The 25,910-nt window shown below is 65.5% G+C and carries 22 protein-coding genes; 4 read left to right on the forward strand and 18 right to left on the reverse strand.

Translation table 11 applies throughout. The annotated features are described in order from the left end of the window. Position 1 precedes the first annotated feature (1 nt). Positions 2-2,995, forward strand: a complete 2,994-nt coding sequence (locus tag VGM20_09035) for an FAD-linked oxidase C-terminal domain-containing protein (protein HEY4101006.1) — start codon at positions 2-4, stop codon at positions 2,993-2,995. Between the two features lie 13 nt (positions 2,996-3,008). After that, entirely contained in the window at positions 3,009-4,133 is a 1,125-nt protein-coding gene (locus tag VGM20_09040) for a glucose 1-dehydrogenase (GenBank protein ID HEY4101007.1), read from the forward strand. On the opposite strand, the gene VGM20_09045 is transcribed toward VGM20_09040, so the two are convergent. Further along, complete coding sequence (locus tag VGM20_09045; protein HEY4101008.1) at positions 4,127-5,272, reverse strand: 6-bladed beta-propeller; 1,146 nt, start codon at positions 5,270-5,272, stop codon at positions 4,127-4,129. The two genes, VGM20_09040 and VGM20_09045, sit on opposite strands and share 7 nt — an antisense overlap. A gap of 53 nt (positions 5,273-5,325) precedes the next feature. After that, positions 5,326-5,985, reverse strand: coding sequence for a hypothetical protein (locus tag VGM20_09050; GenBank protein HEY4101009.1), 660 nt, complete (start codon positions 5,983-5,985; stop codon positions 5,326-5,328). 1,156 nt (positions 5,986-7,141) lie between these two features. Here VGM20_09050 and VGM20_09055 point away from each other — a divergent pair. Continuing rightward, positions 7,142-7,720, forward strand: coding sequence for a hypothetical protein (locus VGM20_09055; protein HEY4101010.1), 579 nt, complete (start codon positions 7,142-7,144; stop codon positions 7,718-7,720). Positions 7,721-8,332: 612 nt separating this feature from the next. Here the strand turns inward: VGM20_09055 and VGM20_09060 are convergent. Beyond that, the gene (locus tag VGM20_09060; GenBank protein ID HEY4101011.1) at positions 8,333-8,908 is read right to left on the reverse strand and encodes a hypothetical protein; all 576 of its coding nucleotides are present in this window, start codon (positions 8,906-8,908) and stop codon (positions 8,333-8,335) included. Between the two features lie 575 nt (positions 8,909-9,483). On the opposite strand from VGM20_09060, the gene VGM20_09065 reads away from it, so the two are divergent. Next, the gene (locus tag VGM20_09065) at positions 9,484-10,485 is read left to right on the forward strand and encodes a serine/threonine-protein kinase (protein HEY4101012.1); all 1,002 of its coding nucleotides are present in this window, start codon (positions 9,484-9,486) and stop codon (positions 10,483-10,485) included. Here VGM20_09065 and hslU read toward each other — a convergent pair whose 3' ends face one another. From hslU to VGM20_09140, 15 genes are all read right to left on the reverse strand, one after another. After that, positions 10,486-11,862 carry an ATP-dependent protease ATPase subunit HslU gene (gene hslU, locus VGM20_09070; protein ID HEY4101013.1) on the reverse strand — a complete coding sequence of 459 codons (1,377 nt, stop codon included), beginning with the start codon at positions 11,860-11,862 and terminating at the stop codon, positions 10,486-10,488. After that, positions 11,859-12,404: an ATP-dependent protease subunit HslV gene (gene hslV / locus VGM20_09075; protein ID HEY4101014.1), complete on the reverse strand. Its 546-nt coding sequence runs from the start codon at positions 12,402-12,404 to the stop codon at positions 11,859-11,861. The genes hslU and hslV overlap by 4 nt, the downstream gene beginning before the upstream one ends. Then, positions 12,401-13,327 carry a tyrosine recombinase XerC gene (locus tag VGM20_09080; protein HEY4101015.1) on the reverse strand — a complete coding sequence of 309 codons (927 nt, stop codon included), beginning with the start codon at positions 13,325-13,327 and terminating at the stop codon, positions 12,401-12,403. Before VGM20_09080 ends, hslV begins: the two co-directional genes overlap by 4 nt. Further along, the gene (gene trmFO / locus VGM20_09085) at positions 13,324-14,634 is read right to left on the reverse strand and encodes a methylenetetrahydrofolate--tRNA-(uracil(54)-C(5))-methyltransferase (FADH(2)-oxidizing) TrmFO (protein ID HEY4101016.1); all 1,311 of its coding nucleotides are present in this window, start codon (positions 14,632-14,634) and stop codon (positions 13,324-13,326) included. Before trmFO ends, VGM20_09080 begins: the two co-directional genes overlap by 4 nt. Beyond that, the gene (gene topA, locus VGM20_09090) at positions 14,631-17,294 is read right to left on the reverse strand and encodes a type I DNA topoisomerase (GenBank protein ID HEY4101017.1); all 2,664 of its coding nucleotides are present in this window, start codon (positions 17,292-17,294) and stop codon (positions 14,631-14,633) included. Before topA ends, trmFO begins: the two co-directional genes overlap by 4 nt. Positions 17,295-17,473: 179 nt before the next feature. Then, positions 17,474-18,052: a shikimate kinase gene (locus VGM20_09095; GenBank protein HEY4101018.1), complete on the reverse strand. Its 579-nt coding sequence runs from the start codon at positions 18,050-18,052 to the stop codon at positions 17,474-17,476. Then, positions 17,995-19,281, reverse strand: a complete 1,287-nt coding sequence (gene aroC, locus VGM20_09100; protein HEY4101019.1) for a chorismate synthase — start codon at positions 19,279-19,281, stop codon at positions 17,995-17,997. Before aroC ends, VGM20_09095 begins: the two co-directional genes overlap by 58 nt. 74 nt (positions 19,282-19,355) lie before the next feature. After that, positions 19,356-21,134 (reverse strand): secretin N-terminal domain-containing protein, encoded by a 1,779-nt coding sequence (locus tag VGM20_09105; protein ID HEY4101020.1) that lies wholly within the window; start codon positions 21,132-21,134, stop codon positions 19,356-19,358. After that, complete coding sequence (locus tag VGM20_09110; GenBank protein ID HEY4101021.1) at positions 21,131-21,655, reverse strand: hypothetical protein; 525 nt, start codon at positions 21,653-21,655, stop codon at positions 21,131-21,133. The genes VGM20_09105 and VGM20_09110 overlap by 4 nt, the downstream gene beginning before the upstream one ends. Next, positions 21,645-22,283 (reverse strand): type 4a pilus biogenesis protein PilO, encoded by a 639-nt coding sequence (pilO, locus tag VGM20_09115; protein ID HEY4101022.1) that lies wholly within the window; start codon positions 22,281-22,283, stop codon positions 21,645-21,647. The genes VGM20_09110 and pilO overlap by 11 nt, the downstream gene beginning before the upstream one ends. Before the next feature lie 2 nt (positions 22,284-22,285). Beyond that, entirely contained in the window at positions 22,286-22,960 is a 675-nt protein-coding gene (locus tag VGM20_09120; GenBank protein ID HEY4101023.1) for a PilN domain-containing protein, read from the reverse strand. A 10-nt stretch (positions 22,961-22,970) separates the two neighbouring features. After that, on the reverse strand, positions 22,971-24,014 hold the full coding sequence (gene pilM / locus VGM20_09125) for a type IV pilus assembly protein PilM (protein HEY4101024.1): 1,044 nt from the start codon (positions 24,012-24,014) through the stop codon (positions 22,971-22,973). 182 nt (positions 24,015-24,196) lie between these two features. Further along, positions 24,197-24,619, reverse strand: coding sequence for a hypothetical protein (locus tag VGM20_09130; protein ID HEY4101025.1), 423 nt, complete (start codon positions 24,617-24,619; stop codon positions 24,197-24,199). After that, positions 24,616-25,314 carry a prepilin-type N-terminal cleavage/methylation domain-containing protein gene (locus VGM20_09135; GenBank protein ID HEY4101026.1) on the reverse strand — a complete coding sequence of 233 codons (699 nt, stop codon included), beginning with the start codon at positions 25,312-25,314 and terminating at the stop codon, positions 24,616-24,618. Before VGM20_09135 ends, VGM20_09130 begins: the two co-directional genes overlap by 4 nt. Continuing rightward, positions 25,311-25,598: a hypothetical protein gene (locus tag VGM20_09140; protein HEY4101027.1), complete on the reverse strand. Its 288-nt coding sequence runs from the start codon at positions 25,596-25,598 to the stop codon at positions 25,311-25,313. The genes VGM20_09135 and VGM20_09140 overlap by 4 nt, the downstream gene beginning before the upstream one ends. Positions 25,599-25,910: the final 312 nt, after the last annotated feature.

The raw sequence follows: 25,910 nt of genomic DNA on the forward strand, positions 1-25,910 counted from the left end.
GATGACGCGACGCGACGAACTGGTGCCGCTCACGCGACGAGCTCCAGAGGCGCCGCCGGCGACGAAGCCGCGCCCCGACGCGGTTCACGCATTAGCGGAGATCGACGTCAGCGCGCTCGCCGATGCGCTGTCGCGCGAGGTCGAGGGTGAAGTCCGCTTCAACGACGGCGATCGTGCCCTCTATTCAACCGACGCCTCCAACTACCGGCAGATACCTGTCGGCGTCGTCGTGCCGAAGACGATCGACGACGTGGTGCGCACCGTCGCGACGTGCCGCGCGTTCAACGTGCCGATCACGGCGCGCGGCGGCGCCACCGATCTCGCGGGGTCGACCTGCAACGCCGCGGTGGTGATCGACATGAGCAAGTATCTCAATCATGTGACCTCGATCGATTGGGACGCTCGCGTTGCCACGGTCGAGCCGGGCACCGTGCTCGACGACCTCCGGCATCAGGCGGAGACGCATCACCTCACCTTCGGTCCCGACCCCGCCACGCATGATCGGAACACGCTTGGCGGGATGATCGGCAACAACTCGTGCGGGATGCATGCGCAGATGGCGGGGAAGGTCGAGGAGAATACATCGGCGCTGGAGATCCTGACGTACGACGGCCTGCGGATGTGGGTCGGGCCGACGAGCGAGGAGGAGGTGGCGTCGATCATCGCGGAGGGCGGACGGCGCGGCGAGATCTACGCGAGGCTCAAGGCGATTCGCGACGAATACGGCGAAGAGATCCGCGCGCGCTTTCCGAAGATACCGCGCCTCGTCTCCGGCTATCCGCTGCACCAGCTGCTGCCGGAGAACGGTTTCAACGTCGCGCGTGCGCTGGTCGGGACCGAGAACACGTGCGTTACAGTGCTGCAGGCGCGGCTGCGACTGGTGCCAAGTCCGCCCTGCCGCACGCTGGTGGTCTTCGCCTTCGACGACATCTTCACCGCGGGGGACCAGGTCGCCTTCTGCAATGCGCACAAGCCGATCGCCCTAGAGGGGATCGACGGCAGCATGTTCACGTACATGCACGACAAGGGGATGTCGACGTCGGGACGCGACATGCTTCCCAAGGGGAACGCGTGGCTGGTGGTGGAGTTTGGCGGCGACACGACCGACGACGCCGATGCGCAGGCGCGCGAGCTGATGAAGGCGTTCGCGGAGACGCCGCTCAATCCGCCCGGAAAGCTCTTCGACAACCCGGCGGAGGAGAAGCTGCTCTGGAAGATCCGCGAATCGGGACTTGGCTCGACCTCCAAGATTCCGAACGATCCCGACTTCTACCCCGGCTGGGAAGACTCCGCCGTCGGACCCGAGGATGTCGGCAAGTATCTGCGCGGATTGCAGGCGCTCTTCGACAAGTACGGATATACCGCGTCGCTGTACGGGCATTTCGGGCAGGGATGCATCCACTGCAGCATCGATTTCGACCTCTACAGCGCCGAAGGGATCGCGAAGTGGAAGGAGTTCCTCACCGAGGCCGCCCATCTCGTCGTCTCGTTCGGCGGATCGCTGTCGGGGGAACATGGCGACGGCCAGGCGCGCGGCACATTGCTGCCGATCATGTTCGGCGACCGGCTGATGGAGGCGTTTCGCGAGTTCAAGGCGATCTGGGATCCCCTCGGCCGGATGAACCCCGGGAAGGTGATCGACGCCTATCCGGTCGATGAGAATCTCCGCTGGGGAACGCATTACCACCCATGGGAACCGGAAACGCATTTCTCCTTCGCCGACGATCGCGGCTCCTTTGCGTATGCCGCCAATCGCTGTGTCGGCACCGGGAAGTGCCGCAAGCACGACAGCGGCACGATGTGTCCGAGCTACATGGCGACGCGCGAAGAGAAGCATTCGACTCGCGGGCGATCGCGCCTCCTCTTCGAAATGCTCGAAGGGAATCCGCTCCGCAACGGCTGGCGCGACGAGGCGGTGAAGGATGCGCTCGATCTCTGCCTGTCATGCAAGGGGTGCCGCGGCGAGTGCCCGGTCAATGTCGACATGGCGACGTACAAGTCCGAATTCCTGTCGCACTACTACGCGGGGCGCTGGCGCCCAATGGCTGCGTACGCCTTCGGATTGATGCCCTGGTGGGCGCGCGCGGCGGGACATATGCCGAGCGTCGTGAATTTCTTCACGCAGACGCCGGGGCTCCGCACCATCGCGAAGGCGATTGCGACGATGGCGCCGGAGCGCAGTATCCCGGTCTTTGCACCGCAGACGTTTGTCTCGTGGTTCCGGAAGCGCGCGGTCCGCAACGCCGACAGGCCGGCGGTGCTCCTCTGGCCCGACACCTGGAACAATCATTTCCATCCGACGACCGCGCAGGCCGCCGTCGAGGTGCTCGAAGCGGCCGGCTTTCGGGTCACGCTCCCTGCGGTTTCGCTCTGTTGCGGCCGCCCGCTGTACGACTACGGGATGCTGCCGCTGGCGCGGAAGTTCCTGCTCAAGACGCTCGACGCGCTGCGTCCGCAGATTCGCGATGGCATCCCCGTCGTGGGACTCGAGCCGAGTTGCGTCTCGGTCTTTCGCGACGAACTCGGCAACATGCTTCCGCATGACGAGGATGCGAAGCGCCTTGGTCGCCAGACACTCATGCTGAGCGAATTCCTCCAGGACGAGGCACCGGACTTCAACATCCCGGCGCTGCAGCGGAAGGCGATCGTTCAGGGACATTGCCACCATAAGGCGGTTCTCCGGTTCGACGCCGAAGAGGCGCTGCTCAAGAGAAGCGGACTCGATCACACCGTCCTCGACTCGGGTTGCTGCGGCATGGCTGGGGCATTCGGCTTCGAACGCGGCGCGCATCATGACGTCTCGATCGCCTGTGGCGAGCGCGTCCTGCTCCCGGCGGTCCGCGCCGCCGGGGCCGACACGCTGATTGTGGCGGACGGTTTCAGCTGTCGCGAGCAGATCTCGCAGACGACAGGACGCAGAGCGCTGCACATCGCCGAGCTGCTCAAGATGGCGCTCGACGGCGCCGCCACATCCGCGCAGGCGCACCGGCAATGAGGGGAACGACTCGATGAAGGCGATTGCAATCACGCCCGGCAAAGCCGGCGCACGGATGATCGAACGGCCGGAACCGTCGATCACGGCGGGGGACGAGATCAAGGTGCGCGTGCTGCAGGTCGGAATCTGCGGCACGGATCGCGAAGAAGTGTCCGGCGGCCGCGCAGCCGCTCCACCGGGTGCATCCGATCTCGTCATCGGGCATGAGATGCTCGGCCAGGTTGTCGCAGTTGGCGATGCCGTGAAGCGGGTCACCGCAGGCGATCATCTCGTCTTCACGGTGCGCCGCGGATGCAACCAGTGCGCGTCATGCGCCATGGGCCGGTCGGACATGTGTCAGAGTGGTCAGTATCGTGAGCGCGGGATCAAGGGGATCGATGGCTATCACGCGGAGTTTGTCGTCGACAAGGAAGTGTACGCCATCAAGGTGCCGGCGACGCTGGTCAACGTAGCCGTGCTCACCGAACCACTCTCGGTCGTGGAGAAGGCGATCGACGAGGCCGGACATCTGCAGCGGGCACGCTGTCCCGATGTCGCGATCGCGGCTGACTGGCTGTTCGGGCGGCGCTGTCTCGTCGCAGGGCTCGGCCCGGTCGGGCTGCTCGCCGCGATGGTCCTGTCGCTGCGCGGCGCCGAGGTGTATGGGCTCGATGTGCTCGATGCGAACAGCGCGCGGCCGCAGTGGCTCGAGAAGATCGGCGGCAAGTACATCGACGGTCGCGCGGTCCCGGCGGAGCGCGTCGCCGAGAAGGTCGCGCCGATGGACGTGGTGATCGAAGCGGCGGGGATCGCCAAGCTGGAGTTCAATCTGCTCGACGCACTGGCGTTGAACGGCGTCTGCGTCCTCACCGGCATTCCCGGCGGCGACCGGCCGCTGCAGATCCCCGGCGCCGAGATGGCGCGGCGTCTGGTGCTGGGGAATCAACTACTTGTGGGGAGCGTGAACGCGTCGGCCGGTCATTTCCGGATGGCAATCCAGGACCTCTCGCAAGCAGTGCTTCGGTGGCCGGGGCATGTCGAGAAGCTGCTGCAGCACTACCCGGTCGGAGATTTCGCCAAGCCGATGCAGCAGGCTCAGTCCGGCGCGATCAAGGAAGTCGTCGACTGGGCGACGGGCGCGTCAACGGAATCTCATTGATCCGTTGATCGGCGCTCGACGCGAAAGCGGACGACTGCGGGGATGTCGTCGGCATCGCGCACCACCGCCCAGAGATATTCGCCGCGCACCAGAATATTCGGGCCGGATGCGATCGCGACGGGTGCGTCGATCGTCGCGATCTCCTTCCCCTTTTGATTGAACACGTCGTAGCGAGTGTGACCACTGACTGCCGGGGTGAGCCGCACCCAGAGATTGTGGTCGTCATCGGACGCAAGACCGATGATGACCGGCTTGGTGCGGGGTACGTCACCGGCCGAAATGATCGATGCGTCGAGTTGGGCCTGGGTGAATGCCTTTCGCGCATTGGTGACGGCGCTGTCGCGTTCGGCCGCGCTCACAGCAACCGGCGCTGACGACCCACGAATGACCTGTTGCGTGTCGCCATGTTCGAGGCCAATGCGGTAGATGGCGTACGTCGCTCCCCAGGCACACCAGACAAAGCCCATGGGATCGTACAGCGCCGGCATTGACGGGATGAACGGCACCGGCATCATCATCCCTCCGTGGCTCGATCGCCCTGACCATTGCGGGTACCTGGTATTCGCCGGCGCGCAGTTCGGAGTCGGAAGAGTGTCGGCGTGCTGGGTCTTCATGTTGCGCCGCTCGAGTCGCGATTGCGCCGAGACACCGGGTCGCGCTGGCACGTAGACCGGACTCAGGAGGCGGCCGGTCGCGTCGAAGGTGGCATCCCAGATGTAACCGAAGCTGGTCATCGCGGAGGGGACATCGCGGATGTACTCGCCGTCGTCGCGCCGTACGGAGTAGCGATGGTTGGCAGGATCGTTGACCCAGATCGTCCCGTCCGGGGCCCGCAGGAAGCCGTTGGGCTGCTCGAATTCGCCGGGCCCTCCGCCGTTGCGGCCGATGGTCTTGAGGAACGCGCCCGAAGGCGAGAAGACCTTGATATTCTGCGCCTTGAAGTCGAGCACCAGGACGTTGCCGTTCTTCGAGACTTCGAATCCGCGGATGTCGGCGAGTTCCGCCGCCGGATTCGGATCGGTCGACGATCCGAAGGTCGCCTCGGGGATGAGGCGCCAGCGGGCAACTCCCTGCGCAGAGAGCGGCGCCGCAACCAGGGCGGCCGCGGCAAGGGCGGAGACGAAGCGGTTGGGGTGCATGAGTTGAGGATACGGCTCGATCGCGGGAATGCCAATGGTGGCGGGCTGAGCGGCTATCGGACGAGGATTTCCGTACCTTGAACTCGTTCCAATCCTGCGCTCTTCACACTGAATTCCAGCAGGTAGCGCCCCGAATGGATATGAGAAAGATCCAGTCCCTTATGGACCCCGGCGAGCCCAGTGGGGAGCGTCATCGGGAAGACGATCTGAATGGCCGCGTGGTCGGCCCGCTTGCCGTGGTCGACCCGGTAAGCTCGAAAGGTGGCCGTCGCGGAGCCGAGCTGTTGCTCCGTTCGCACCTGCACGAAGAGGTCGACCGCCTCCTTACGGTCGATCGACCCCAGAGGGGCGAGCACGACCGAGTCGTCACCGGATGTCCACGCAAGATGTTGCGAAGCCTGGCCGACCACGATATCGGAGAGTGCCAAAGGACCCTCGCGAATCGGCGGATCCGCGTGATCGAGAATTCCCCGTCGCGCTGCAGACTGCGTCACCGCCACCGCCCAGTCGCTCGCGTTCTCACGACGCGGAAGTACCACCACTTCCTCCAGGGCACCTTCCCGTTTTTCCGGGACGGGGCGACGACGAATAAACGTAGTGTCAGTCCACGCACCACTCGCTCCGTCCCGCTCCCGAAAGTGCAGCACAAGCTGCACGAACTGGTCGGAGAAACCTGAGGGCGCCAACCCGCTCACCGCGACCGCGTCCGTCAAGACCGAAATCGGAAGACCCTGCGAGTCCCACAACCGGAAACGGGACGCTGCGATCGGGATCTCGTGGATTTCGGGATCGAGAACTGGCGCGCATGGCGGGCGGGGCATCGGGCGAGCCGAGGACCCCGCCTGGTTCGGCGGAACGAACAATGGCCCCCAGTTGGCGTACGACTGGGTGCAGGACCGGAAGGCACCGCGTGCATACGTCACAACGAAGAAGTGATGGCCAAGGACAGCAGCGATCGGTTCGTGCGCGATTTGCGCCGCGTTCTGCAGTCTCCTGTCCACCCATCGCAGGCGCCGAACGCTATCCGACTGCGACATCCAGTCGGCTGTGAGGCCGGAGTCCATTGCCGCCAGAACAAATGGTGGACCCCGTCCGCGGCCAATGTCGACCGTCCGGCTCCGGAAATCGAGGTGCCAGGCAACCTCTCGTCGTGATTGTTTGTCGTGCGCGGCAGCGACGGCTCCCCGAAAATCCTCGCTACCGCCAATTGAATCGGCGAGATGGAACGCAATGTAGGCGAGCCGGAGGAGGTGCCACGTTGAATCGGCGCCATTTGCGAGTGCCCGACTGCTGCATTCCCGCGCGCCGAGAAAGTCCCCGGCTTGGAGCAACATGCTGCTGCAGGCTCGATATGCTCCGGAATCGGCGACGCCGGCTACGACCGACTGAAAGAGCTGGTTGCCGATCGGCCCCGGTTGCTGACCAGTGAGATACCGGGCCCCGTCTGGAAACACCGCGTTGGTGTCGGCCCGGACCGCAACGGGAGCGAGTTCCGCAAGAAGCTTGACCGCGGCGAGGTAACGCGGTTGGCTTCGGATGGCGGTCATCAGGAGCGTGATCGCACCGTCGATGCTCCGCGTGCCGAGAGGCATGAGGAACCCCTGCTGCGCGACGACATTGCGCGTCGCCTCCGTCGCCCGCACGCAAGCGAGATGGACGGCGGCAGAATCCCAAGACGCATCCCGCTGTGAGCGTTCGAGCCGGGATGACAGGGAGAGTTCCACCTCCTGCAGCTTCGACGCTGGCAACTGCTCGGCGGGGCAGAGCCGCGCAACGTCTGCCGCCAACGCCGCCAAGCTGTCGCGGATTGGCGCGAGAACCGGCGGCGTGGAGGGGTGTGCTGCGAGCAGATTGATCAGCGACAGAAACGTGAGCATTCGCAACAACTCAACCGTTCAAGACAATACACCTTCGCCAACGGGCACCGCGCGCTGCCGATGTGAGCCAGCAACAGATGATAGCACTTATTCGACCAATTTCGCTGGCGTTGTCGCACTCGACCAATTCATAGTACAGGAAATTGCATTCGGTGCCGCGGTGTCCGTTGCTCGACGTTCACTGAACTGGTTCCGAGGTAAAATGGCAGAACACCTCGGCGTTTGGACAATCATCGGATTCGCCGCAGAACGAGTCGTCAATGCCCGGAAAGTTGCGGCAGCTGGAGAAAGCACGTTGTGTGCAAATCCGCCACGAATCCTGCTGTCCATCGCATTCATCAGCACAGGCGAAGTACCAACCGTCCGGGCAGTTCGCAAGTTCAGCATGGGCGGCGCGCGAGCCAGCAAGCGCCATCGTTGTCACGGCACACGCTATTGCAATTATCCGCTGTTTCCTGGTCATGTACGTCCTCCTTGTTGTGAGGAATTGGGTGCAACCCTGTTATCGAGCCAGATGAAGCGCATCTTTGACCATTCGTTCAAGCGTCGCGCTGTCTGGAACCCCGGTTAGGCGGAGCTGATTGACCAAGATTGTCGGGGTTCCACGCCCGCCTAACGCTCTCGCGGCAATGGAATCCCGCGCAACCGCTGCGATAGGTGAGGCAGCTCGATTGCAAAGGTTGAACGCAGCGGTATCTGCCACACCTGCGTCTGTGGCATAGCTGGAAAACGGCTTGATACCGAGCGAGTCCTGCTTGGCATAGAGCAAATCGTGCATGGCCTCGAACCGACCTTGCGCGCTCGCACACTCAGCGGCGCGGGCACTTGGTATAGCGAAGCGGTGGTACGGAAGGGGCCAGTGACGAAATACCAGCGAAACGGACGTCGGAAACTCCGCTCGAATCGCTCGAATCACTGGTTCGAAGTGGCGGCACGCAGGGCACTCAAAATCGCCGAACTCGACAATCGTTACGGGTGCGCTAGAAGGACCAAATCGATGACCGACTGCGCTGAATGAAGCCCAATTGGACACCGCAACGGGAGCTCCAGATTGGGGAAGCTGACCAGATGCCTGCTGAGCGTGATCGCGAATTGTGTAACCAGATGCGATGATCGCAGAAAGTACACACAGGGCTACGACTACGTTTGAAACCACTTCTCGGACGCGCGCCATGGGCTCCTCCTACGGATCCGGCAAATAGGGCTCAATACTGACCGTTGAACTGTCATCCGTTACCGCGCAACGAATTGAAATGTCCGCTCGTTTGAAGATGGCCTTCACCCGATCCTTGGCCCGCTTTACGGCTCGCCGTTGCTCGCCGATTCCCAAGCTCAGGATGCCTAACACGGCAGCGAACATTGTTGTATTGCGTATACCACGTGCAATCATGGCCGCAATGGCACGATCCATCTCGCTGAGTTCTAGGTGCCGCGTATCGCGGTAAATCGAGCCGGGATTGATTGATGAATTGTCTCTCTCAACCTTCCCCGCCGCCCCACAAAGTTCGACAACTCTTCTTTCGGACGCCCGGTTCCTGGTAAGCGTGTCTTGCGCAAACACGGCTTCGCGGCGCGCCCGCCGCCTTTCAGCTCGCTCAAGATTCTTCAGGTTTCGCCACGCTGCAAGCTGCAAGTGTGCGAAGACTTCGCGCCCCGTCGTGGCGCGCGCGGCGCTGGGGCGCGCAAGGTAAGCGATCACCGCGTCGTCGACAGCATCGACTATCGCCTGAGCATCCGCTCTCGGGTTCCGCGATTTCATGTACACGAGGAGACGATCGAGGGTAAGGGCAGCGATTGCCTCCGCGGCCTCCGTCAAGTCGCCCCCCAGCAAGCGCGCATGCTGCGCCCCTAGATCCATCAAGAATGAGGACCGAATACGGCGCCCCGATTTCTGGTCAGCGGAGAGCACTTATGCAATTGACTTACCGCCCGCTGCGAAACCTGTCAAGCCGGTGGGCAGTCGAGAACAAGCCAGTCGCCGGAACAATCGTGCACGAGGGCGCCGGGCATCGTCCCGCAGCCAGCAAAGCGAAGCGCTGGCGACATTCACAGGCTAGAGGCGTGCAGCGCACCATCGGTCACAGCCGATACGTTGATTCTCTCCGGGAAACCAATCGTGCTAAGGACCAACACGCGGAATAGGCTCTCCTGAACGAAGTCAGGAATTCTCCTCGCACAATGTCGCGCGCGACCGACATCTTGGCTGCCAGTCGACCCGTTGCTTCGCTTCGCCAAGGATGCGCCTGGGCCCGGAGTACCGACGCCGCCCTCGCGCCGGGCGCCACGCCGGGTTTCATTTCGTCCCGACACGCCCACCCGATCCCCGACGGAGCCGTGCCCGAGATACGCGCCGCGCTGCAGCAGGCCCTGGAACCGACGCATACGCTGGAGCGCGAGCTCACCGGCGGCGGGATGGCGACGGTCTTTGTCGCGCGCGAGAACGCCCTCAACCGGCAAGTCGTGATCAAGGTGCTTCCGCCGGAACTCGCCGCCGAGGTGTCGGTGGAGCGGTTCCGGCGCGAGATCCTCATGTCGGCGGCGCTGCAGCATCCGCACATCGTTCCCGTCATCTCGGCCGGCGAAGTCGGCGGGCTGCCGTACTTCATCATGCCGTTCATCGACGGCGAATCGCTGCGCACCCGCCTCACCCGCGGGCCGCTGGCGGTGCGGGAGACGGTCGGTGTCCTCAAGGATGTGTCGCGCGCGCTGATCTACGCACATGGCCGCGACGTGGTCCACCGCGACATCAAGCCGGACAATATCCTGATCACGGGCGGCTCGGCGGTGGTGACCGACTTCGGGGTCGCAAAGGCGATCAGCGCGTCATCGCGCTCGGCGCGTGGCGGCCGGCAGATCACGCCTGGAGGATCGCCGGCGGCGATCACCGCGCACGGGATCGCGATCGGCACACCGGCATACATGGCGCCCGAACAAGCCGCCGGCGATCCGGCGACAGATCATCGCGCCGATCTCTATGCCCTGGGAATCGTTGCGTGGGAGATGCTGGCCGGGACGGCGCCGTTCCACGGGATCTCGCCGCAGCAGGTGATGGCATCGCAGCTCACCGCGCGTCCGGCGCCGATCGGATCGCGCCGCTACGACGTGCCGAAGGCGCTCGCCGCGATCGTCGATCAATTGCTCGCCAAGGAACCGAAGGACCGGCCGAAGAGCGCTGCCGATGTCGTGCGGATGCTCGACAACCCCGCGGTGGTGAGCGGGAACTTCGCCGCGGCACCAAGGAACCGGGTGCAGCAGGCGAAGCGCGCGGGAGTCGTGGCGATGCTCATCGCCGCGATCGCCGCGGTGCTGTATTTCGTGTTGCGGGGGAAGCGGTAGCTAGAGGATGTACTTCCGCAGGTCGTCGTTCTGCACCACCGACGCAAGCTTCTCCCTCACTGCCGCCGCATCGATCACGATCTTTCGCTCCGACCCATCGGGCAAGCTGAAGAGCAGCTCCTCGACCAGGGTCGACATCACCGTGTGCAGCCGCCGAGCGCCGATGTTCTCCATCCGGTCGTTGGCGATCCACGCCGTTCGCGCGATCTCGTCGATTGCGTCGTCCGTGAAGGCGAGCTCGCATTTCTCCGCCGCGACGAGCGCACTGTATTGACGCGTCAATGCATTCTCGGGCTCGGTGAGGATGCGGATGAAATCCTTCTCGGTGAGCGGCTCCAGCTCGACGCGGATCGGGAAGCGCCCCTGCAACTCGGGGATCAGGTCCGACGGCTTCGACACATGGAATGCACCGGCGGCGACGAAGAGGACGTGGTCGGTGCGGACGTAGCCGTAGCGGGTCTGCACCGTCGATCCCTCGACGATCGGCAGCAGGTCGCGCTGCACTCCTTCGCGTGAGACATCGGGCCCGCTCGGATTCCGCTCGCCGGCGATCTTGTCGATCTCGTCGATGAAGATGATACCGTGGTTCTCGACGCGGTCGAGCGCCTCGTTCACCGTCTCGTCCATGTCGACGAGCTTGCGGAGTTCCTCGTCCTCGAGGATCCGACGGGCCTCCGGGATGCGGGCGCTGCGCCGCTTCTTCTTGCGCGGCAGCATCTCCATCAGCCATTCGCTGAAGGCCGAATCGACCTCCATCATCCCCGGCGGCTGCGAGCTCTCGGGCGACGGATAATTCATCGGCGTCACCTCGATCTCGACCTCGCGCTCGTCGAGTTTCCCTTCGAGGAGCTGCTCGCGAAGTTTCTCGCGCGATTCCTTGCGGCGCTGGCGCAGCGCGGGATCGTTCTCCTCCGCCTCGACCTTGGGCAGGAGCAGATCGAGAATGCGTTCGATCGCCTGCGCCTCGGCCTTCGGCCAGACCTCATCTTCGCGCTCGGCACGCACCAGCGAGATCGCGGCGTCGACCAGGTCGCGCACCATCGACTCGACATCGCGCCCGACGTACCCGACCTCGGTGAACTTCGACGCCTCGACCTTGACGAATGGTGCGCCGGCAAGGCGCGCGAGCCGACGCGCGATCTCGGTCTTCCCTACCCCGGTCGGTCCGATCAGGATGATGTTGCTCGGCGTGATCTCATCGCGGATGTTCTCCGGCGCCTGCGAGCGCCGCCAGCGATTGCGGATCGCGATCGCGATCGCCTTCTTCGCCGCCCCCTGGCCGACGATGTAGCGATCGAGCTCGGCGACGATCTGGCGCGGCGGGAGCTCCTCGAGCCAGGGGAGTGCCGGCGGTTGTGCCTCGGTAGGTGCGGTCATGCCGAGGCAGGCAGTTCGAGGACGGTGATGTTGGCGTTGGTGAAGACGCAGATCTCAGCGGCGATCGCGAGCGACCGCTCGACGATGGCACGCGCGCTGAGACGATCGTCGGGATAGAGCGCGCGCGCCGCGGCGAGCGCGTAGGTCCCGCCGGAACCGACCGCCATGATCCCGTCGTCGGGTTCGATCAGCTCGCCGGTGCCGCTCAGCAGAAAGACGTGATCGATATCGGCGACGACGAGGAGCGCCTCGAGCCGGCGGAGAAAGCGATCGCCGCGCCAGTCCTTGGCGAGCTCGGTCGCTGCGCGGGTGAGGTTCCCCGGGTAGCGATCGAACTTCTCCTCGAATCGCTCGAAGAGTGTCAGCGCGTCGGCCACGGAGCCGGCGAATCCGGCAAGGATCCGCCCGCCCTTGAGGGTCCGCACCTTGTTGGCGCGCGACTTCACCACTGTAGTATCGATGGATACCTGGCCGTCGCCGCCGAGCGCGACCTGACCGTTCTTGCGGACCGCGATGATCGTCGTGCCGTGGAATTCCGTCATTTCCTCGCCCGCGGATGTGCCTTGTGGTAGACCTGCTTCAATCGTTCGACCGACGTGTGGGTGTACACCTGCGTGGTGGCCAGTGACGCGTGGCCGAGCAGTTCCTGCACCGCGCGAAGGTCGGCACCGGCGTCGAGGAGGTGCGTCGCAAACGAGTGCCGCATCGAGTGCGTGCGCATCCCGTCGGCGCCGATCGCGTCGTACATCCGGTGCATCCGCCGCTGCACGGTCACCGCACTCAGCCGCTTCCCGCGCCGTCCCACGAAAATCGCGGCGCGATCGCTTCCCGCCGCCTTCACCATTTCGTCGCGGAGAGGAAGGTAGCGTCGCAGTGCAAGACTCGCCCGCGTCCCCACCGGAACGATCCGCTCCTTGCGCCCCTTCCCGAGGACCTTGACCTGATCGCTCACCAGGTCGAGCTGGCGGGAATCGAGCATCCGGAGCTCGGAGAGGCGCAGCCCCGACGAATAGAAGAGCTCCAGCATTGCGAGGTCACGCATCGCGTCGAATTCTCCCGACTCGGCGAGCGCCTCGGCGTACGCAAAGAGCTGGTCGATCTGATCCCGCAGGAGATAGCCGGGCAGGCGTCGTTCGAGCCGCGGCGTGCGCGCCGATCGGATCGCCGGGATGTCGATGTCGTATTCGATGTGCAGCCAGCGGTAGAACGACCGGAGCGCCGAGAGCGCGCGTGCCGCCGATCGCTTGGAGAGACCGCGACGTTCGAGCTCACCGAGGAAGCCGCGCAGGGCGAGGCGGTCGACCGCTTCGAACGACCAGGCCGTCCCCTCGGTGCGACGATCGAGAAAATCGCAGAAGGCGTCCAGGTCGCGGCGATAGGCGGAGACGGTATTCGGCGACTGATCGCGCGCCTTGACGAGGTGTTCGAGGAATCCGGCGACGAGGGCGCGGGGAGGGGTCGTCATCCCGAGGCGAACAGGTCCGATGCTTCGATCCACTCCGCAAACGCGCTGCGCGCCCGCTCGACCATGGCGCCCTTTCGGTCGCTCTTCGCGACCGTCGGCAACGGGTCGAGCAACCCGAAGTTGGCGTTCATCGGCTGGAAATGCGCCGGGTTCGCCTCCGCGAGATACCGAAGGAGCGCACCGAGCATCGTGGTCGGCGGCGGGACCAACGGCGATTCACCGTTCAGTGCGCGCGCGAGGTTGATTCCGGCAAGGATCCCGGTGCCGAGCGACTCGGTGTATCCCTCGACGCCGGTGAGCTGGCCGGCGAAGAAGACCGGCGCGCCGTCCTTGAGTTGCAGTGCCGGGCCGAGCGCCGCCGGCGCGTTGATGTAACTGTTGCGATGGATGCTGCCGTAGCGGAAGAACTCCGCGGCAGCGAGTCCGGGGATCTGGCGCAGCACGCGTTGCTGTTCGGGAATGCGCAGTCGCGTCTGGAAGCCGACGAGGTTCCACATCTGCCCGACCTTGTCTTCGCGGCGCAGCTGCACCACGGCGTACGGCTCGCGGCCGGTCCGCGGATCGTGGAGGCCGATCGGCTTCATCGGCCCGAAGCGAAGCGTCTCGCGACCGCGCTTCGCCATCTCCTCGACCGGCAGGCATCCTTCGAAGTACGCCGCGTCGTCGAACTCGTGCCCGTGAAACTGATCGGCGGCGACGAGTTCGTCGATGAGGTGCTCGTACTCCTCGCGGGTGAGCGGCGCGTTGAGGTAATCGTCGCCATCACCCTTCCCCCACCGCGACTTCGCATACAACCGCTCGTGATCGAGCGACTCCGCGCTGACGATCGGCGCGATGGCGTCGTAGAACGCGAGTGCACCGGCACCGACCCGATCGGCGATCGCCTTGGCCAGCGCATCCGAGGTGAGCGGGCCGGTCGCGATGACGCCCGCGTCGGGGATCGCACTCACTTCGCGCCGTTCGATGGTGATCAGCGGATGACTGCTCACCTTGGCGTGCACCAATTGCGAAAAGATGTCGCGGTCGACGGCGAGTGCGGCACCACCGGGAACGCGCGCTTCATCGGCGAGCGGCAGCAGGAGCGAACCGAGATCGCGCAACTCCGCCTTGAGGAGTCCGTGCGCGTTCTGCAATTCGACCGACTTGAAGGAATTGCTGCAGACGAGTTCGCCCAGGCGATCGGTCTGGTGTGCCGCCGTGCGAACGACCGGGCGCATCTCGACGATCGAAACGGGAGTGCCGCGCTCGGCGATCGCCCATGCAGCCTCGCATCCGGCGAGGCCGCCGCCAACGATCGTCGGCGTCACGACGTCGCGGCGCGGGAGCGACGTGCCGGCCGGCGAGCTCGCCCTTTCCCCTGCGGTGCCTTGCCACGGTCGGCCAGAAGCGCCACCGCCTGGTCGAGGGTGAACGCGTTCATGTCGGCGCCGCGCGGAAGCGACGCATTGAGGTCACCGTGCTTGACGTACGGGCCATACTTCCCTTCGAACAGGTTCACCGGCTGCTGATCGGACGGATGATTGCCGAGGGTGCGAAGCGGAGTGGCCGCCACACCGCGGCGACCGCGCGCCGCTTTCGGTTCGGCGAGCAGTTGCAACGCACGCTCGAGGTTCACCGTGAGGACATTGTCCTCGCCCTTGAGCGAACGAAATTCCGCTTCACCCTTCCCCTTGTCGTGGAGAATGTACGGGCCGAACCGACCGAGCCCCGCCTTGACCGGACGGTGCGTCTCGGGGTGCTCGCCGAGCGTGCGCGGCAGCGCGAGGAGACCGACCGCCATCTCGAGCGTCACGTCGTCAGGCTTGACGCCTTTCGGAAGCGACGCGCGCTTCGGCTTGTTCTTCCCTTCCACCTCACCGAGCTGCACGTACGGTCCGTACTGCCCCTCGAGGAGGTAGATCGGATCGCCGGTTTCGGGATGGGTGCCGACCGATGCCGGTCCCTCGGCGCGCTGGCGGAGCAACGTCTCGACGCGTTCGGCGGTGATGTCGGCCGGCGTGGCGTCGCGCGGCAGCGATGCACGCAGCGGCGTGTCGCCCTCTTCCCGCTCGACGTAGGGGCCGAACCGCCCGATGCGCACCGTGGCGCCGAGGCCGTCGAGTGCGACGATCCGCGCTTCCGACGGCTTGATCTCCTTCTCGCCCAGCGCGGTCTGATTCTGCAAGCCCTCGTCGCCGAGATAGAACTCGCGAAGATAGCCCAGATGATCGGAGTCGCCGGCGGCGATTTCGTCGAGACGATCTTCCATTCCCTTGGTGAATTCGACGTCGACGAGATGCCCGAAGTGGCGGATCAGCAGATCGGTGACGGCAAAGGCGGTGAAGGTCGGAATCAGCGCCTGCCCCTGGCGCACCACGTAGCCGCGGTCGACAATCGTCCCGATGATGCTGGCGTAGGTCGACGGACGACCGACGCCGTTCTCTTCGAGCGCCTTGACCAGCGACGCTTCGGTGAATCGTGCCGGCGGCTTGGTCTCGTGACCGAGCGGCTCCAGCGCGGTGCAGTTCGGCGTGTCGTCGACGGCGAGCGGCGGGAGCGGCGTGTCGCGATCCTCGATCGCCGCCTCGGGGTCATCGGAGCCTTCGACATAGGCGCGGAGAAAGCCGGCGAACTCGGTGCGCAACCCGTTCGCCCTGAAGGTCGCGTTGAGCGCCTGCAGCTCGACGGTCGTCGCGGTCTTGCGGGCATCGCGCATCTGCGACGCCATGGTGCGCTTCCAGATCAGGTCGTACAGTGCGAACTCATCGCCCTCGAGCCCGGTCTGATCCGGGGTGCGGAAGACACTCCCCGCGGGGCGGATCGCCTCGTGCGCTTCCTGCGCGTTGGCGACCTTGTTGGTGTAGTGACGCGGGGCGTCGGGAAGATATTCGTCGCCGTACAGTCCCTTCACCAGCGACCGCGCCGCAGTGAGCGCCTGCTCGGAGAGCGCGACAGAATCGGTACGCATGTAGGTGATGTAGCCGCGCTCGTAGAGGCGCTGCGCGATCTGCATCGTCTGCTTGGCGGAGTACCGGAGCTTGCGGTTGGCTTCCTGCTGCAGCGTCGATGTGGTGAACGGCGCATACGGCCGCATGGTACGCGGCGTCTGTTCGACCGAGGTGATGCGCCATTTCGCGTCGCGCAGCGTGTCGACGAGGGTGCGGGCGGTGGCTTCGTCGAGGAGGACGACGTCGACGTCGCGCGCGAGCTTGCCGGTCTGCTCGTCGAAGTCCTTGCCGGTGGCGAGGCGCTTTCCGTCGAGGGCGATCATTCCCGCTTCGAACGATGCGTCGCCGTGCGACAGGGTGGCCGAGAGATCCCAGTAGGAGCCGGTCCTGAAGGCGAGGCGCTCGCGTTCGCGATCGACGATCAATCGCGTGGCGACCGACTGCACCCGCCCGGCGGAGAGACCGAACGCGACCTTCTTCCAGAGCAGCGGCGACAGCGTGTATCCGACGAGACGGTCGAGAATGCGCCGCGTCTCCTGCGCGCGGACGAGATTCTGGTCGACGTCGCGCGTGTGCTCGAGCGCTTCCTGGATCGCCTCACGGGTGATCTCATGGAAGACCATCCGCCGCACCGGAATCTTCGGCTGCAACAGGTCGAGCAGATGCCACGAAATGCTCTCGCCTTCGCGGTCTTCGTCGGTCGCGAGGTAGAGCGTGTCGACGTCCTTCAATTCATCCTTGAGCTCGCGAACGATGACCTTCTTGTCGCTCGGGATCACGTACAGCGGCTGGAAGTCGTTGGCGACGTCGACGCCGAATCGCGCCCACTCCTGCCCCTTGTATTTGGCGGGGATCTCCTTGGCGTCTGACGGGAGGTCGCGCACATGACCCATCGAGGCCGCCACGGTGTAGCCGTCGGGGAGAAACCCCTTGATCGTGCGCGCCTTGGTCGGTGACTCGACGATCACCAGGGCGCGACCGAGCCCGCCGGACTGTCCGGCGCCCCTGCTTCGGCTTCGGGAAGAACTCTTCTTCGGCATTCCAATCCTATGGCTGCGATCGCGGTGCGTTGGAGCGAACCGCCGGTGATGTCATCACTACTGTCGTCCAGATGGTCAAGAAGGACAAGCCCGGCCGCGTGGCCGGGCCGCAGGACTAATAGTCTACTGGTCCCACTGGTCGCAAGGAGTGGCGAGTCAAATACCGGCTCAGCAACGACTTACCAATTGCCGTACTGCCGTGCTGCGACCGATACCGCCGCCGCGACCGCTTCGACGGCAGCATCGCCAGTCGCGATTTCGAGGTCCGCGAGGCGATAGAAGCGCTCCCTGATGCGGAAAAGATCAGTGATTCGTCGCTCCAACTCGTCGCCGTCGAGGAGCGGACGGGTCCGGTCGCCGGCGAGCCGGGCCGCGGCGTCGGATGGCGCAATAGATAGGTATATGACGAGAGTGCGGCCGGTCACCGATTCGAGGTTTCCCGGCTCCGCCGCCCACCCAGCACCGGCGGCGATCACCTGGGGCGCTTCGTCCAGCGCCTGCCGCAAGGCGGCTCGCTCCAGATCGCGGAAGTGGGGTTCACCATGGCCCGCGAAGATCTCGCGGATTGGCTGTCCGGCATCGCGGACGATCCGCTCGTCAAGGTCGCACCACGACGCTTCGAGCAGCTTCGCTGCATGCGGCGCCACGGCGCTCTTCCCCGCGCCCGGAAGCCCGATCAGGATGATGTGACGGGGAGCGGTCAGCCGCCCTCCGACCGGGGGGCGGCAGCGTCGGATTGGGCGCGAACGGCATCCCAGCGGCGCCCGGCGGCGGCGAGGTACCCTTCGAGATTACGGCGAGTCTCGGTCAGCGCATCCCCACCAAACTTCTCCAGCATCGCGTCGGCGAGGACAATCGCAACCAGCGCTTCCGCGATCACCCCCATGGCGGGAACCGCGGTCACGTCGGAGCGTTCGCTCTGTGCGTTGGCTTCGGCGCCGGTGGCGAGGTTGACGGTCTTGAGCGGCGACATCAACGTCGAGATCGGCTTCATCGCGACGCGCACAACGAGCGGCTCGCCGGTGGTCATTCCCCCTTCGAGTCCGCCGGCGTTGTTGCCAATGCGCGCAAAGCCGGCGCGGGGGTCGCGTGCACTCGGGGAACGATCCCTCGCTTCGCTCGGGATGACATCGGAAGGCGTTACGCCATCGGATGTCACAATCGGATCGTGTACCGCGGAGCCGGGGCGCCGCGCGGCTTCGAAGCCGAGACCGATTTCGACGCCTTTCACTGCGGGGATCGACATCAGCGTTCCGGCGAGGCGACCGTCGAGCTTCCTGTCCCAGCTCACGTGGCTGCCGAGACCGACCGGGAGCCCGCGCGCAACGACTTCGATTTCGCCGCCGAGGGTGTCGCCGTCCTTTTTCGCCCGGTCGATGCGCGCGATCATCTCCGCTTCAGCAACGGGGTCGAGCGTCCGCACCGGTGAGGCGTCGCTGGCGTCGTCGAGGGGTGCGGGGAGCGGCGCCGGCGCGTTGGCGCGGATTCCGCCCAGCGAGACGAGATGGGAACCGATCTCGACGCCAAGCTCCGCGAGGAGGCATCGTGCCACGGCGCCCGCGGCGACCCGCGCCGCCGTTTCCCGCGCCGAAGCGCGTTCGAGGATGTCGCGGGCATCGAGTCGGTCGTACTTGATCACGCCGACCAGATCGGCATGGCCGGGCCGCGGCCGCGTGACCCGGCGCCGGCGCGCGTCGCCAGGCGTTCCCTCGGCGGCCATGACGTCTTCCCAGTTGGCCCAGTCTCGATTGTGAATCAGCATCGCGATCGGCGACCCGATCGTCTCGCCGGCGCGAACTCCGGCGAGCCATTCGATGCGATCCTGCTCGATTTTCATGCGCGCACCGCGGCCGTATCCCTGCATCCGGCGGCCGAGATCCTTGTCGACCGCCGCAGCATCGATCGGAAGGCCGGCGGGAACGCCCTCGACGATGACGACGAGTGCCTTGCCGTGCGATTCGCCTGCGGTCGTGAAGCGGAAGTGCATGATAGAGGATAGCGGAGCGAGAAAGGGCCCCGCAACTTCGCGGGGCCCCTCTCAATGTTCCGGTTCGTCGCCGATCAGTTCGTGGCGGCGGGGTCGTCGAGGATCCGCGGCGTCACCAGGATGATCAGATCCTGGCGGTGCTCGCTGTTGGTCGTGAAGGAGAAGAGGTTGCCGAGGAAGGGCAGCCGCGACAGGAGCGGGATGCCGGACCGGTTGCGGGTCACCGTCGTCACCGTGAGCCCGGCGATCACCGCAGTCTCGCCGTCGTTGACAAGCAGACGGGTGATGCCGTGCTGGATCGGGATGTTGAAGCCGAGGTCGACCGACGCGAGGAGCTGGATCGACGAGCGCTCCACGTCGAGGTCCATCGAGATCTGCCGGTTGGCCGTGACGTGCGGCGTCGCCGTGAGCTTGATGCCGGTTTCCTTGAACTGCACGTTGGCGCGCGGCGCGGTGTTGGCCTGGCCGAACGACGACGCGTCGATGACCCGCACCGGCGTCTGCTCACCGGAGACCAGCTGTGCCTGCCGGTTGTCGAGCGTATTGACGATCGGCTGCGCTTCGACGTCGGTGAGCTGCACCTGTTCGAGGGCCGACAGGAACGACGTGAGCGAGAAGCCGCCGATCGCTGTTGAAAACATCAGGTCGAGTGCCGAACCGGAGATCAGCGCGTCGGCGTTGGAGACGGCGGCGATGGCGTTGCCGCCAAGATCGACGACGTTCTGACCCGGGATGAACGGCTGCCCCGTGGTCGGATCGGTGCGCTGCACCACGCTGTTGAAGAACTGATTCGCAGTGCCGACGTCGTACTTGACGCCGAGTTGCTGGAGTTCGGTGCGGTCGACGAAGATCAGCTTCGCGGCGATCGAGATCGTCGGCGTCTTGAGGTCGAGGTTCTGGATGAACCCTTCGATTGCCGAGATCCGCTGTCCGCCGTCAACGATGATCAGCGAGTTGGTCGAGGTGTCAGCCACCACCGAGCCACGCTTGGTGAGCATCCCCTTGACGTTGTTGGCCATCTCCGCGGCCTTGGCGTAATTGAGCCGGATCACCTTCTGGGTGAGCGGTTCGATCGAATCGTTCTTCGCCAGTTCCTCGGGTGAGTCGACGCGGATGATGTCACCCGCCATGACGGTGGCGGAGAGTCCCTGCTGCGCCAGCAGCGCCTGGAAGATCTCGCTCCAGGTCTGGTTGGTGAGCGTCATCGACACGGTGCCGTTGACGTTCTTCCCCGGAACGATCGAGCGATGCGCGCGGACGGCAAGCTGATTCAGTGCGTCCTCGATCGGCGTCTTGTCCCAGTTGACCGAGAAGCGCGTCGAGTCGCCCTGCTGTGCGTAGCTGGGCCGGGTCGACTGCGAGAGCGGGATCGATGCGGACGACGCAGCGCTGCGCACCAGCACCGGCGTCGCATCGCTTGTGGCTGCGATGGCGTGCGGCATTGAGCCCCAGGCCGCGAACGGCTGGTCGGCGTATGCCACGGACACACTGCCATCGAGCCCCTGCTCCACGCGGAGATCGGGCATCCGGTCGAACTCGATGACGACGCGCACGACGTCGGGCTTGTACTGATTGACCCGGATGTCGCTGATCGCGCCACGGCGCTGCCCGTCGTAGGCCGGGAAGTCACCCTTGGTCGCGGGCTCGAAGTCGAGAATCAGGCGTGCCGGATTCTGCAGCTGGGACTGCCGCACCTCGACACCGCGATCCGCGGCGATCGTGAGGCGTGCCGTCCCGGCAATGCTCGAGAGAGAGAGCGACGAGACCTGGCCTTCCGGCTGGGGTCGCGACGGGCTGGGGCTCAGGCCGACGAGAATCGGCAGCAGCGCCCACGAGATAGTTCCGAGCTTCATGGTGTCTCGTCCCCCGGTTTGCGGAGCGAGTAGGATTGTTCGCGCGCGGTCCCGAAGTCGTCCTCGCGCAGCTTGACGGTGTTCTCGGCGATGGTGACCACCGAGAGTCGGCCGAGCCGCTGGCCGGACACCAGGGTATAGCGCTTGTCGTTCCCGATATCACGGAAGGTCGCGATGCTTCCTTCCGGACGGCGCGAATCGTACAGAATGGCGACGAGCTTGAGGTCGGCGAGTTCCGGTCCGCGGTCGAGCTGTACCTGGATCGGCATGAATGGATCGTGCATCCCGCTGCTTTCGTACTTGTAGGTCTCGCGAACCATCGGACGGACACCTGCAGCCGCCAGCGTGTCGAACGGATGCTGGTAGGCCACCACCTTGGGTGCACCAGGCTTGGCTGCAGCAGCCGGCTTGGGTGTCGAATCCTCGACGCCTGCGGCCGCGGTGGGCGCCGGTGGCGTCTTGCTGCCGCACGCGGCGAGGAAGAACGCCGGGAGAACGAGCAGCGACCGCTTAGTTGCCATGGGTCGAGTCTCCCGAGGTCGAATCACCAGCGGTGGCCGACTTGACGTAGGTCCGCACGGTGAAGTGCGCCTCGAGGAGCGAGGTGGTATCGCCAAACGCGCGCGCCTGCTGCATCGAGGCGCCGGCGAGCTTGACGTCGCCCGGCACCATGATCCGCCGCAGCGATGCGATGTCGGTGAGGAATTCCGCGACCTGGTGATAGTGGCCGACGACCGAGAACTGGTAGGCGTAGGTGTCGAACGGCGCGGGCCCCGGCTGCGGGGCAACCGGCTGGAACGACGTCATCCGCACCCCGCGCACCCGCGACCGCATGTTCACGTCATCGAGCATGTTGTTCACTTCGCGCTGCTCGGGGACGAGCGTCCGCAACAGGGCGAGCGACGAGCGATAGGCGGCGACGCGCTTCTGCACGTCTTCCACCGACTCACGGGTCAGGTCGCGCTTGGCGACATCGATCTTGGTCTGCAGCGTCTTGATCGAATCGGCGATCGAATCGGCGTGCATCTCGCGCGCATGCAGGCCGGTCATGTGCACCATTGACAGGCCGTCGCCGGTGTAGGCGATGTAGCCGATGGCGATCGCGATGATCGCGAGCAGGACTGTGGTGGTTCTCGAAGATTCGCCCATGGTTACCTCACCGTCGATTCTAGGATCGGCACGGTCTGGACCTGGGTCGAATCGGCGCGCGTGAAGGTCGCCTGCACGGTGAAGGCGGTGAGCGGACGATTGCTCCGGTCGATCACCGTTTCGGTCTTGACCGGCACCACGTTGGTGAGCCAGTGCGAATCACCGAGCCGGCGCAGGAACGCGGTGTAGTTCTGCAGATCGCTGGTCTGGCCGGCGATGAGCACGGTGACCGGCGCGTTGCCGAGGGTATCGGCCGGGACCGAGACCTGCGAGACGCTGGTCAGCCAGGTGAACTCCGGCATCGCGCCCGAGATCTCGTCGAGGATGTGCGACCAGGTGTAGCGCGCCTGGTCGACCGATGAAATCGTGCCGATCTGCGCCAGGATCGAGTCGCGGACCCCTTCTTCCTTGCGCTTCTCGGCGGTGAACGTCTGGTATCGCTGATACTCGTCATGGGTCTTCTGCATCTCGGGCTCGAGCGCGTGGAGACGCGACGAGGTGTGCAGGTACATCGCGCCAATCACGCCGGCGACGAGCACCCACGCCCCGATGGCGACCGCCGGTCCCGGTTCCTTGATGCGCGAGCCGAGGCCGCGAAGCTTCTCGCCGAATCCGGCGAAGGCGCTCCCCTTGGCGGATTGCCGCCGGGCGCCAGGCTTGAGATTGATGTTGATCACGGGCGGTTCCTCATGCGACAGACCGCAGGGCGAGACCGACAGGAAGCATGAGCAGCGGCGACACTTCGTCGACGTTGAGTCCGTCGAAGGCACCTGGAGCGACGTCGAGGCGTTCGATGGCGTGGGCCGGCGTCACCGGCACGCGGAGACGATCGGAGAGTACCGCCGCGATCCCCGGGACGCGCGATCCGCCGCCGGTGACGTAAAGGCGTGACAGCGACCCGACCGGCCGGTTGGACGTCTGCAGGAACGCTGCGGCGCGCTCGATGCCGAGGGCCATCTCCTCACCGCGCGTCGCGACGTGCGGCGCGAGGGCCGGATCGGGATCGGTACCGCGCACCACGCGATCGGCGGCGTCGGCGGCAAGGCCGCGCTCACGCTGCAGATCCTCGCGCAGCCGGCGGACTCCGATGGGAAGATCACGGGTGAGGACGGGGACGCCGTCCTCGAGCAGGTTCACCGTCGTCGTCTCGTGGCCGACATTCGCCAGCGCCACCACGCCGCGCATCGCGTCGGGATAGTTGCGCTCGAAGGCGTTGTGCAGGGCGAAGGCGTCGACATCGATGATGCTGGCGTCGAGTCCGATCTCGCCGAGCAGGGTGAGCTTCGATTCGACCAGTTCCCGCTTCGCCGCGACGAGAAGCACCTGCATCTGCAGGCCGTCACCGTCGGGGTCGAGGATCTGGAAGTCGAGCTCCACGTTTTCGGGATCGAACGGGACGTGCTGATCGGCTTCCCAGCGAATCACTTCGCGGGCTTCCGCGTCCTTCATCCGGTCCATCTGGATCTTCTTGATGATCACATCGCGGCCACCGACGCCGACGACGACTTCCTTCGCCTTGACCTGCGTGTCGTCGAGCAGCTTGCGCACCGCCTCGGCGACGAGCGTCGGATCCATGACTTCACCTTCGACGATCGCGTCGTCGGCAACGCGAGCGAGCGCGACCTTTTCGAGCACCGGCTGACCCGAGGCGTGATTGATGATCACGGCCTTGATGTAACCGCTGCCGATGTCGAGCCCAACAGTGGAGCGCGAACGCGGGAAGAGCGCCATAGGTGCCCGGATTGTGCGGTGGAAGGTTCTCGCAACGTAGCGTGGCACCGAAGGTGGTGTCAAGCGGTTACGATCGAGTAACCCATTGCCAAACTTGTACTTACCTGTTCAGGAGACCGGTCTGGAATCGACCGTCGCCGCGAGTCCTGAAACGGTAGCTAGCAGTCCCCGTGCCACTCGTTTCAGAATCGAGCCATTCTCCCTAACACCCGGACAGTATCGGCGGCACGACGGACGAGCAGGAGACTGGCTCGACGTGTGGCGACCAGCGAGCCGTCCGCCGCGCGGCGCTCCGCCGTCGCGCTGAGCGTGATCAGCGTCCCACGGCGCGCTCCGACGGCGAGATACGACCAGCCATCGCCGCGCACGACCCGAGGGAAGGAAATCGCGGCGTGGTCGGCGAGCCCGGCAAGATCCGCCGCGCGCTCGACCGAGATCGACGCCAGTGCGCCGTCGGCGATGAGCTGCGCTTCGGTCGCCCAGCGGTTGTCGGCGGCCAGCCGGAGTCGCGCGTTGCATGCAGTCAGCGCCACGATCGATAGCGAGCTCATGAGGAAGAGCGCGATCAGCACCAGGAGCAGCGCGGCGCCCCGCCGGCCATTCACGGCGGCCCCAGTGGAAAGACCGTGATGGTCGAGTCTTCGCCGTCGGGGCGAATCGTCGCAGCAAGGGCCGGGATGCGGAGCTCGATCGATCCCGATCTCGGCGCCAGCGGCCCCGCGAACGGCTGCACCGACGACGAATGGTCCTGCGGCAGGAGGCCAAGCCAGTCGTAGGCGCCGCTGGAGTAGATCCGCAGTTCGACCGGCTCGATCGCGCGCACGAAGATGGTGCCGTCGGCCGGTCCACGAACGACGAGGCGAGTCGCCGGTGATGGATCACCGGGACAGTGATCGACCACGACGGAGTCGATCGGCATCGAATCCCAGGTGGCGGCCATGGGATCGGTGAGAAGCCACGCGGCGTCTCGTCCCGCCTCGGGCGCTCGCGTGCCGTGCCACGCGCTATCGGGGTAGATCAGGTCGGAATCGGCCACGGCGCACGGGACCGCCGCACCGACGCCGCGACGCAGCGCAAGCGACGTCGTGGACGTGACTGCGACGTCGCTGATCCCGGCGTCGCCGAGTTCTCGCTCGAGGAGGCGTCCGAGCGACAGCGTGGTCCGGTCGACCGTGAGTCCGCTGGTGGCCCTGGTGGTGACATGCGCAACGTGCCGCAGCAGGTCGATGGTGATCGACGCGACGATCGCGAGCACGACCAGGGAGATCATCAGCTCGATGAGCGTGAATCCCCGCCTCATGGGCCGCACCGCCACACGACGTTCAGCGACGGCCGGTCGGCGGTCGCCGGCAGGATCGCAACGCCGGTGTCGGGATCCGCCGCCGTGACGCACGCCGGCGCCGTCTCCGCTCGGCGGTACTCCGCCCAGCGTGCTGCGTCCGCCGCTGCACCGGCGCGGGCGTGACGGTCGAAGCGTTCGACGGCGAGCGCGGTCGCGAGGGCCGCAGCTCCGATGCATTCGAGCAGCACGAGGGCGATGATCAATTCGACGAGCGAATCGCCGCGGCGAGTCAGCAGACGCACAGACGCCTCCGGGAATGGAGGCGGTATGAAAGAGGATCAACGCGGCGATCGCGGAACAATCCGACGCCGCACGGCGCCAGGAAAAGCAACAAGGGGCCTCGACGTCGCCGTCGAGACCCCTCGTCGAGATCAGGAGTTGATCAGGTCACGGGCAGGTGATGTTCCCATCGGCGCCCGAGGTCGCGCCTGCACCCACCTGTACGTGGCAGGTCGTGATGCCGGTCGAGATCGACGTGTTCGACGCCGTCACCGTGTACCCGCTCGCCACCGGCGAGATCGACATCGTATTGCCGTTCGACACGATGAAATTGC

It is taken from the genome of Gemmatimonadales bacterium, assembly GCA_036500345.1.
Taxonomy (GTDB): Bacteria; Gemmatimonadota; Gemmatimonadetes; order Gemmatimonadales; family GWC2-71-9; genus Palsa-1233.

Coding starts and splice junctions, on each gene's coding strand:
- VGM20_09035 (HEY4101006.1), top strand. CDS start 2: ATGACGCGACGCGACGAACTGGTGCCGCTCACGCGACGAGCTCCAGAG.
- VGM20_09040 (HEY4101007.1), top strand. CDS start 3,009: ATGAAGGCGATTGCAATCACGCCCGGCAAAGCCGGCGCACGGATGATC.
- VGM20_09045 (HEY4101008.1), bottom strand. CDS start 5,272: ATGCACCCCAACCGCTTCGTCTCCGCCCTTGCCGCGGCCGCCCTGGTT.
- VGM20_09060 (HEY4101011.1), bottom strand. CDS start 8,908: ATGAAATCGCGGAACCCGAGAGCGGATGCTCAGGCGATAGTCGATGCT.
- hslU (HEY4101013.1), bottom strand. CDS start 11,862: ATGACCGCACCTACCGAGGCACAACCGCCGGCACTCCCCTGGCTCGAG.
- hslV (HEY4101014.1), bottom strand. CDS start 12,404: ATGACGGAATTCCACGGCACGACGATCATCGCGGTCCGCAAGAACGGT.
- VGM20_09080 (HEY4101015.1), bottom strand. CDS start 13,327: ATGACGACCCCTCCCCGCGCCCTCGTCGCCGGATTCCTCGAACACCTC.
- topA (HEY4101017.1), bottom strand. CDS start 17,294: ATGCCGAAGAAGAGTTCTTCCCGAAGCCGAAGCAGGGGCGCCGGACAG.
- aroC (HEY4101019.1), bottom strand. CDS start 19,281: ATGCACTTCCGCTTCACGACCGCAGGCGAATCGCACGGCAAGGCACTC.
- VGM20_09105 (HEY4101020.1), bottom strand. CDS start 21,134: ATGAAGCTCGGAACTATCTCGTGGGCGCTGCTGCCGATTCTCGTCGGC.
- VGM20_09110 (HEY4101021.1), bottom strand. CDS start 21,655: ATGGCAACTAAGCGGTCGCTGCTCGTTCTCCCGGCGTTCTTCCTCGCC.
- pilO (HEY4101022.1), bottom strand. CDS start 22,283: ATGGGCGAATCTTCGAGAACCACCACAGTCCTGCTCGCGATCATCGCG.
- pilM (HEY4101024.1), bottom strand. CDS start 24,014: ATGGCGCTCTTCCCGCGTTCGCGCTCCACTGTTGGGCTCGACATCGGC.
- VGM20_09135 (HEY4101026.1), bottom strand. CDS start 25,314: ATGAGGCGGGGATTCACGCTCATCGAGCTGATGATCTCCCTGGTCGTG.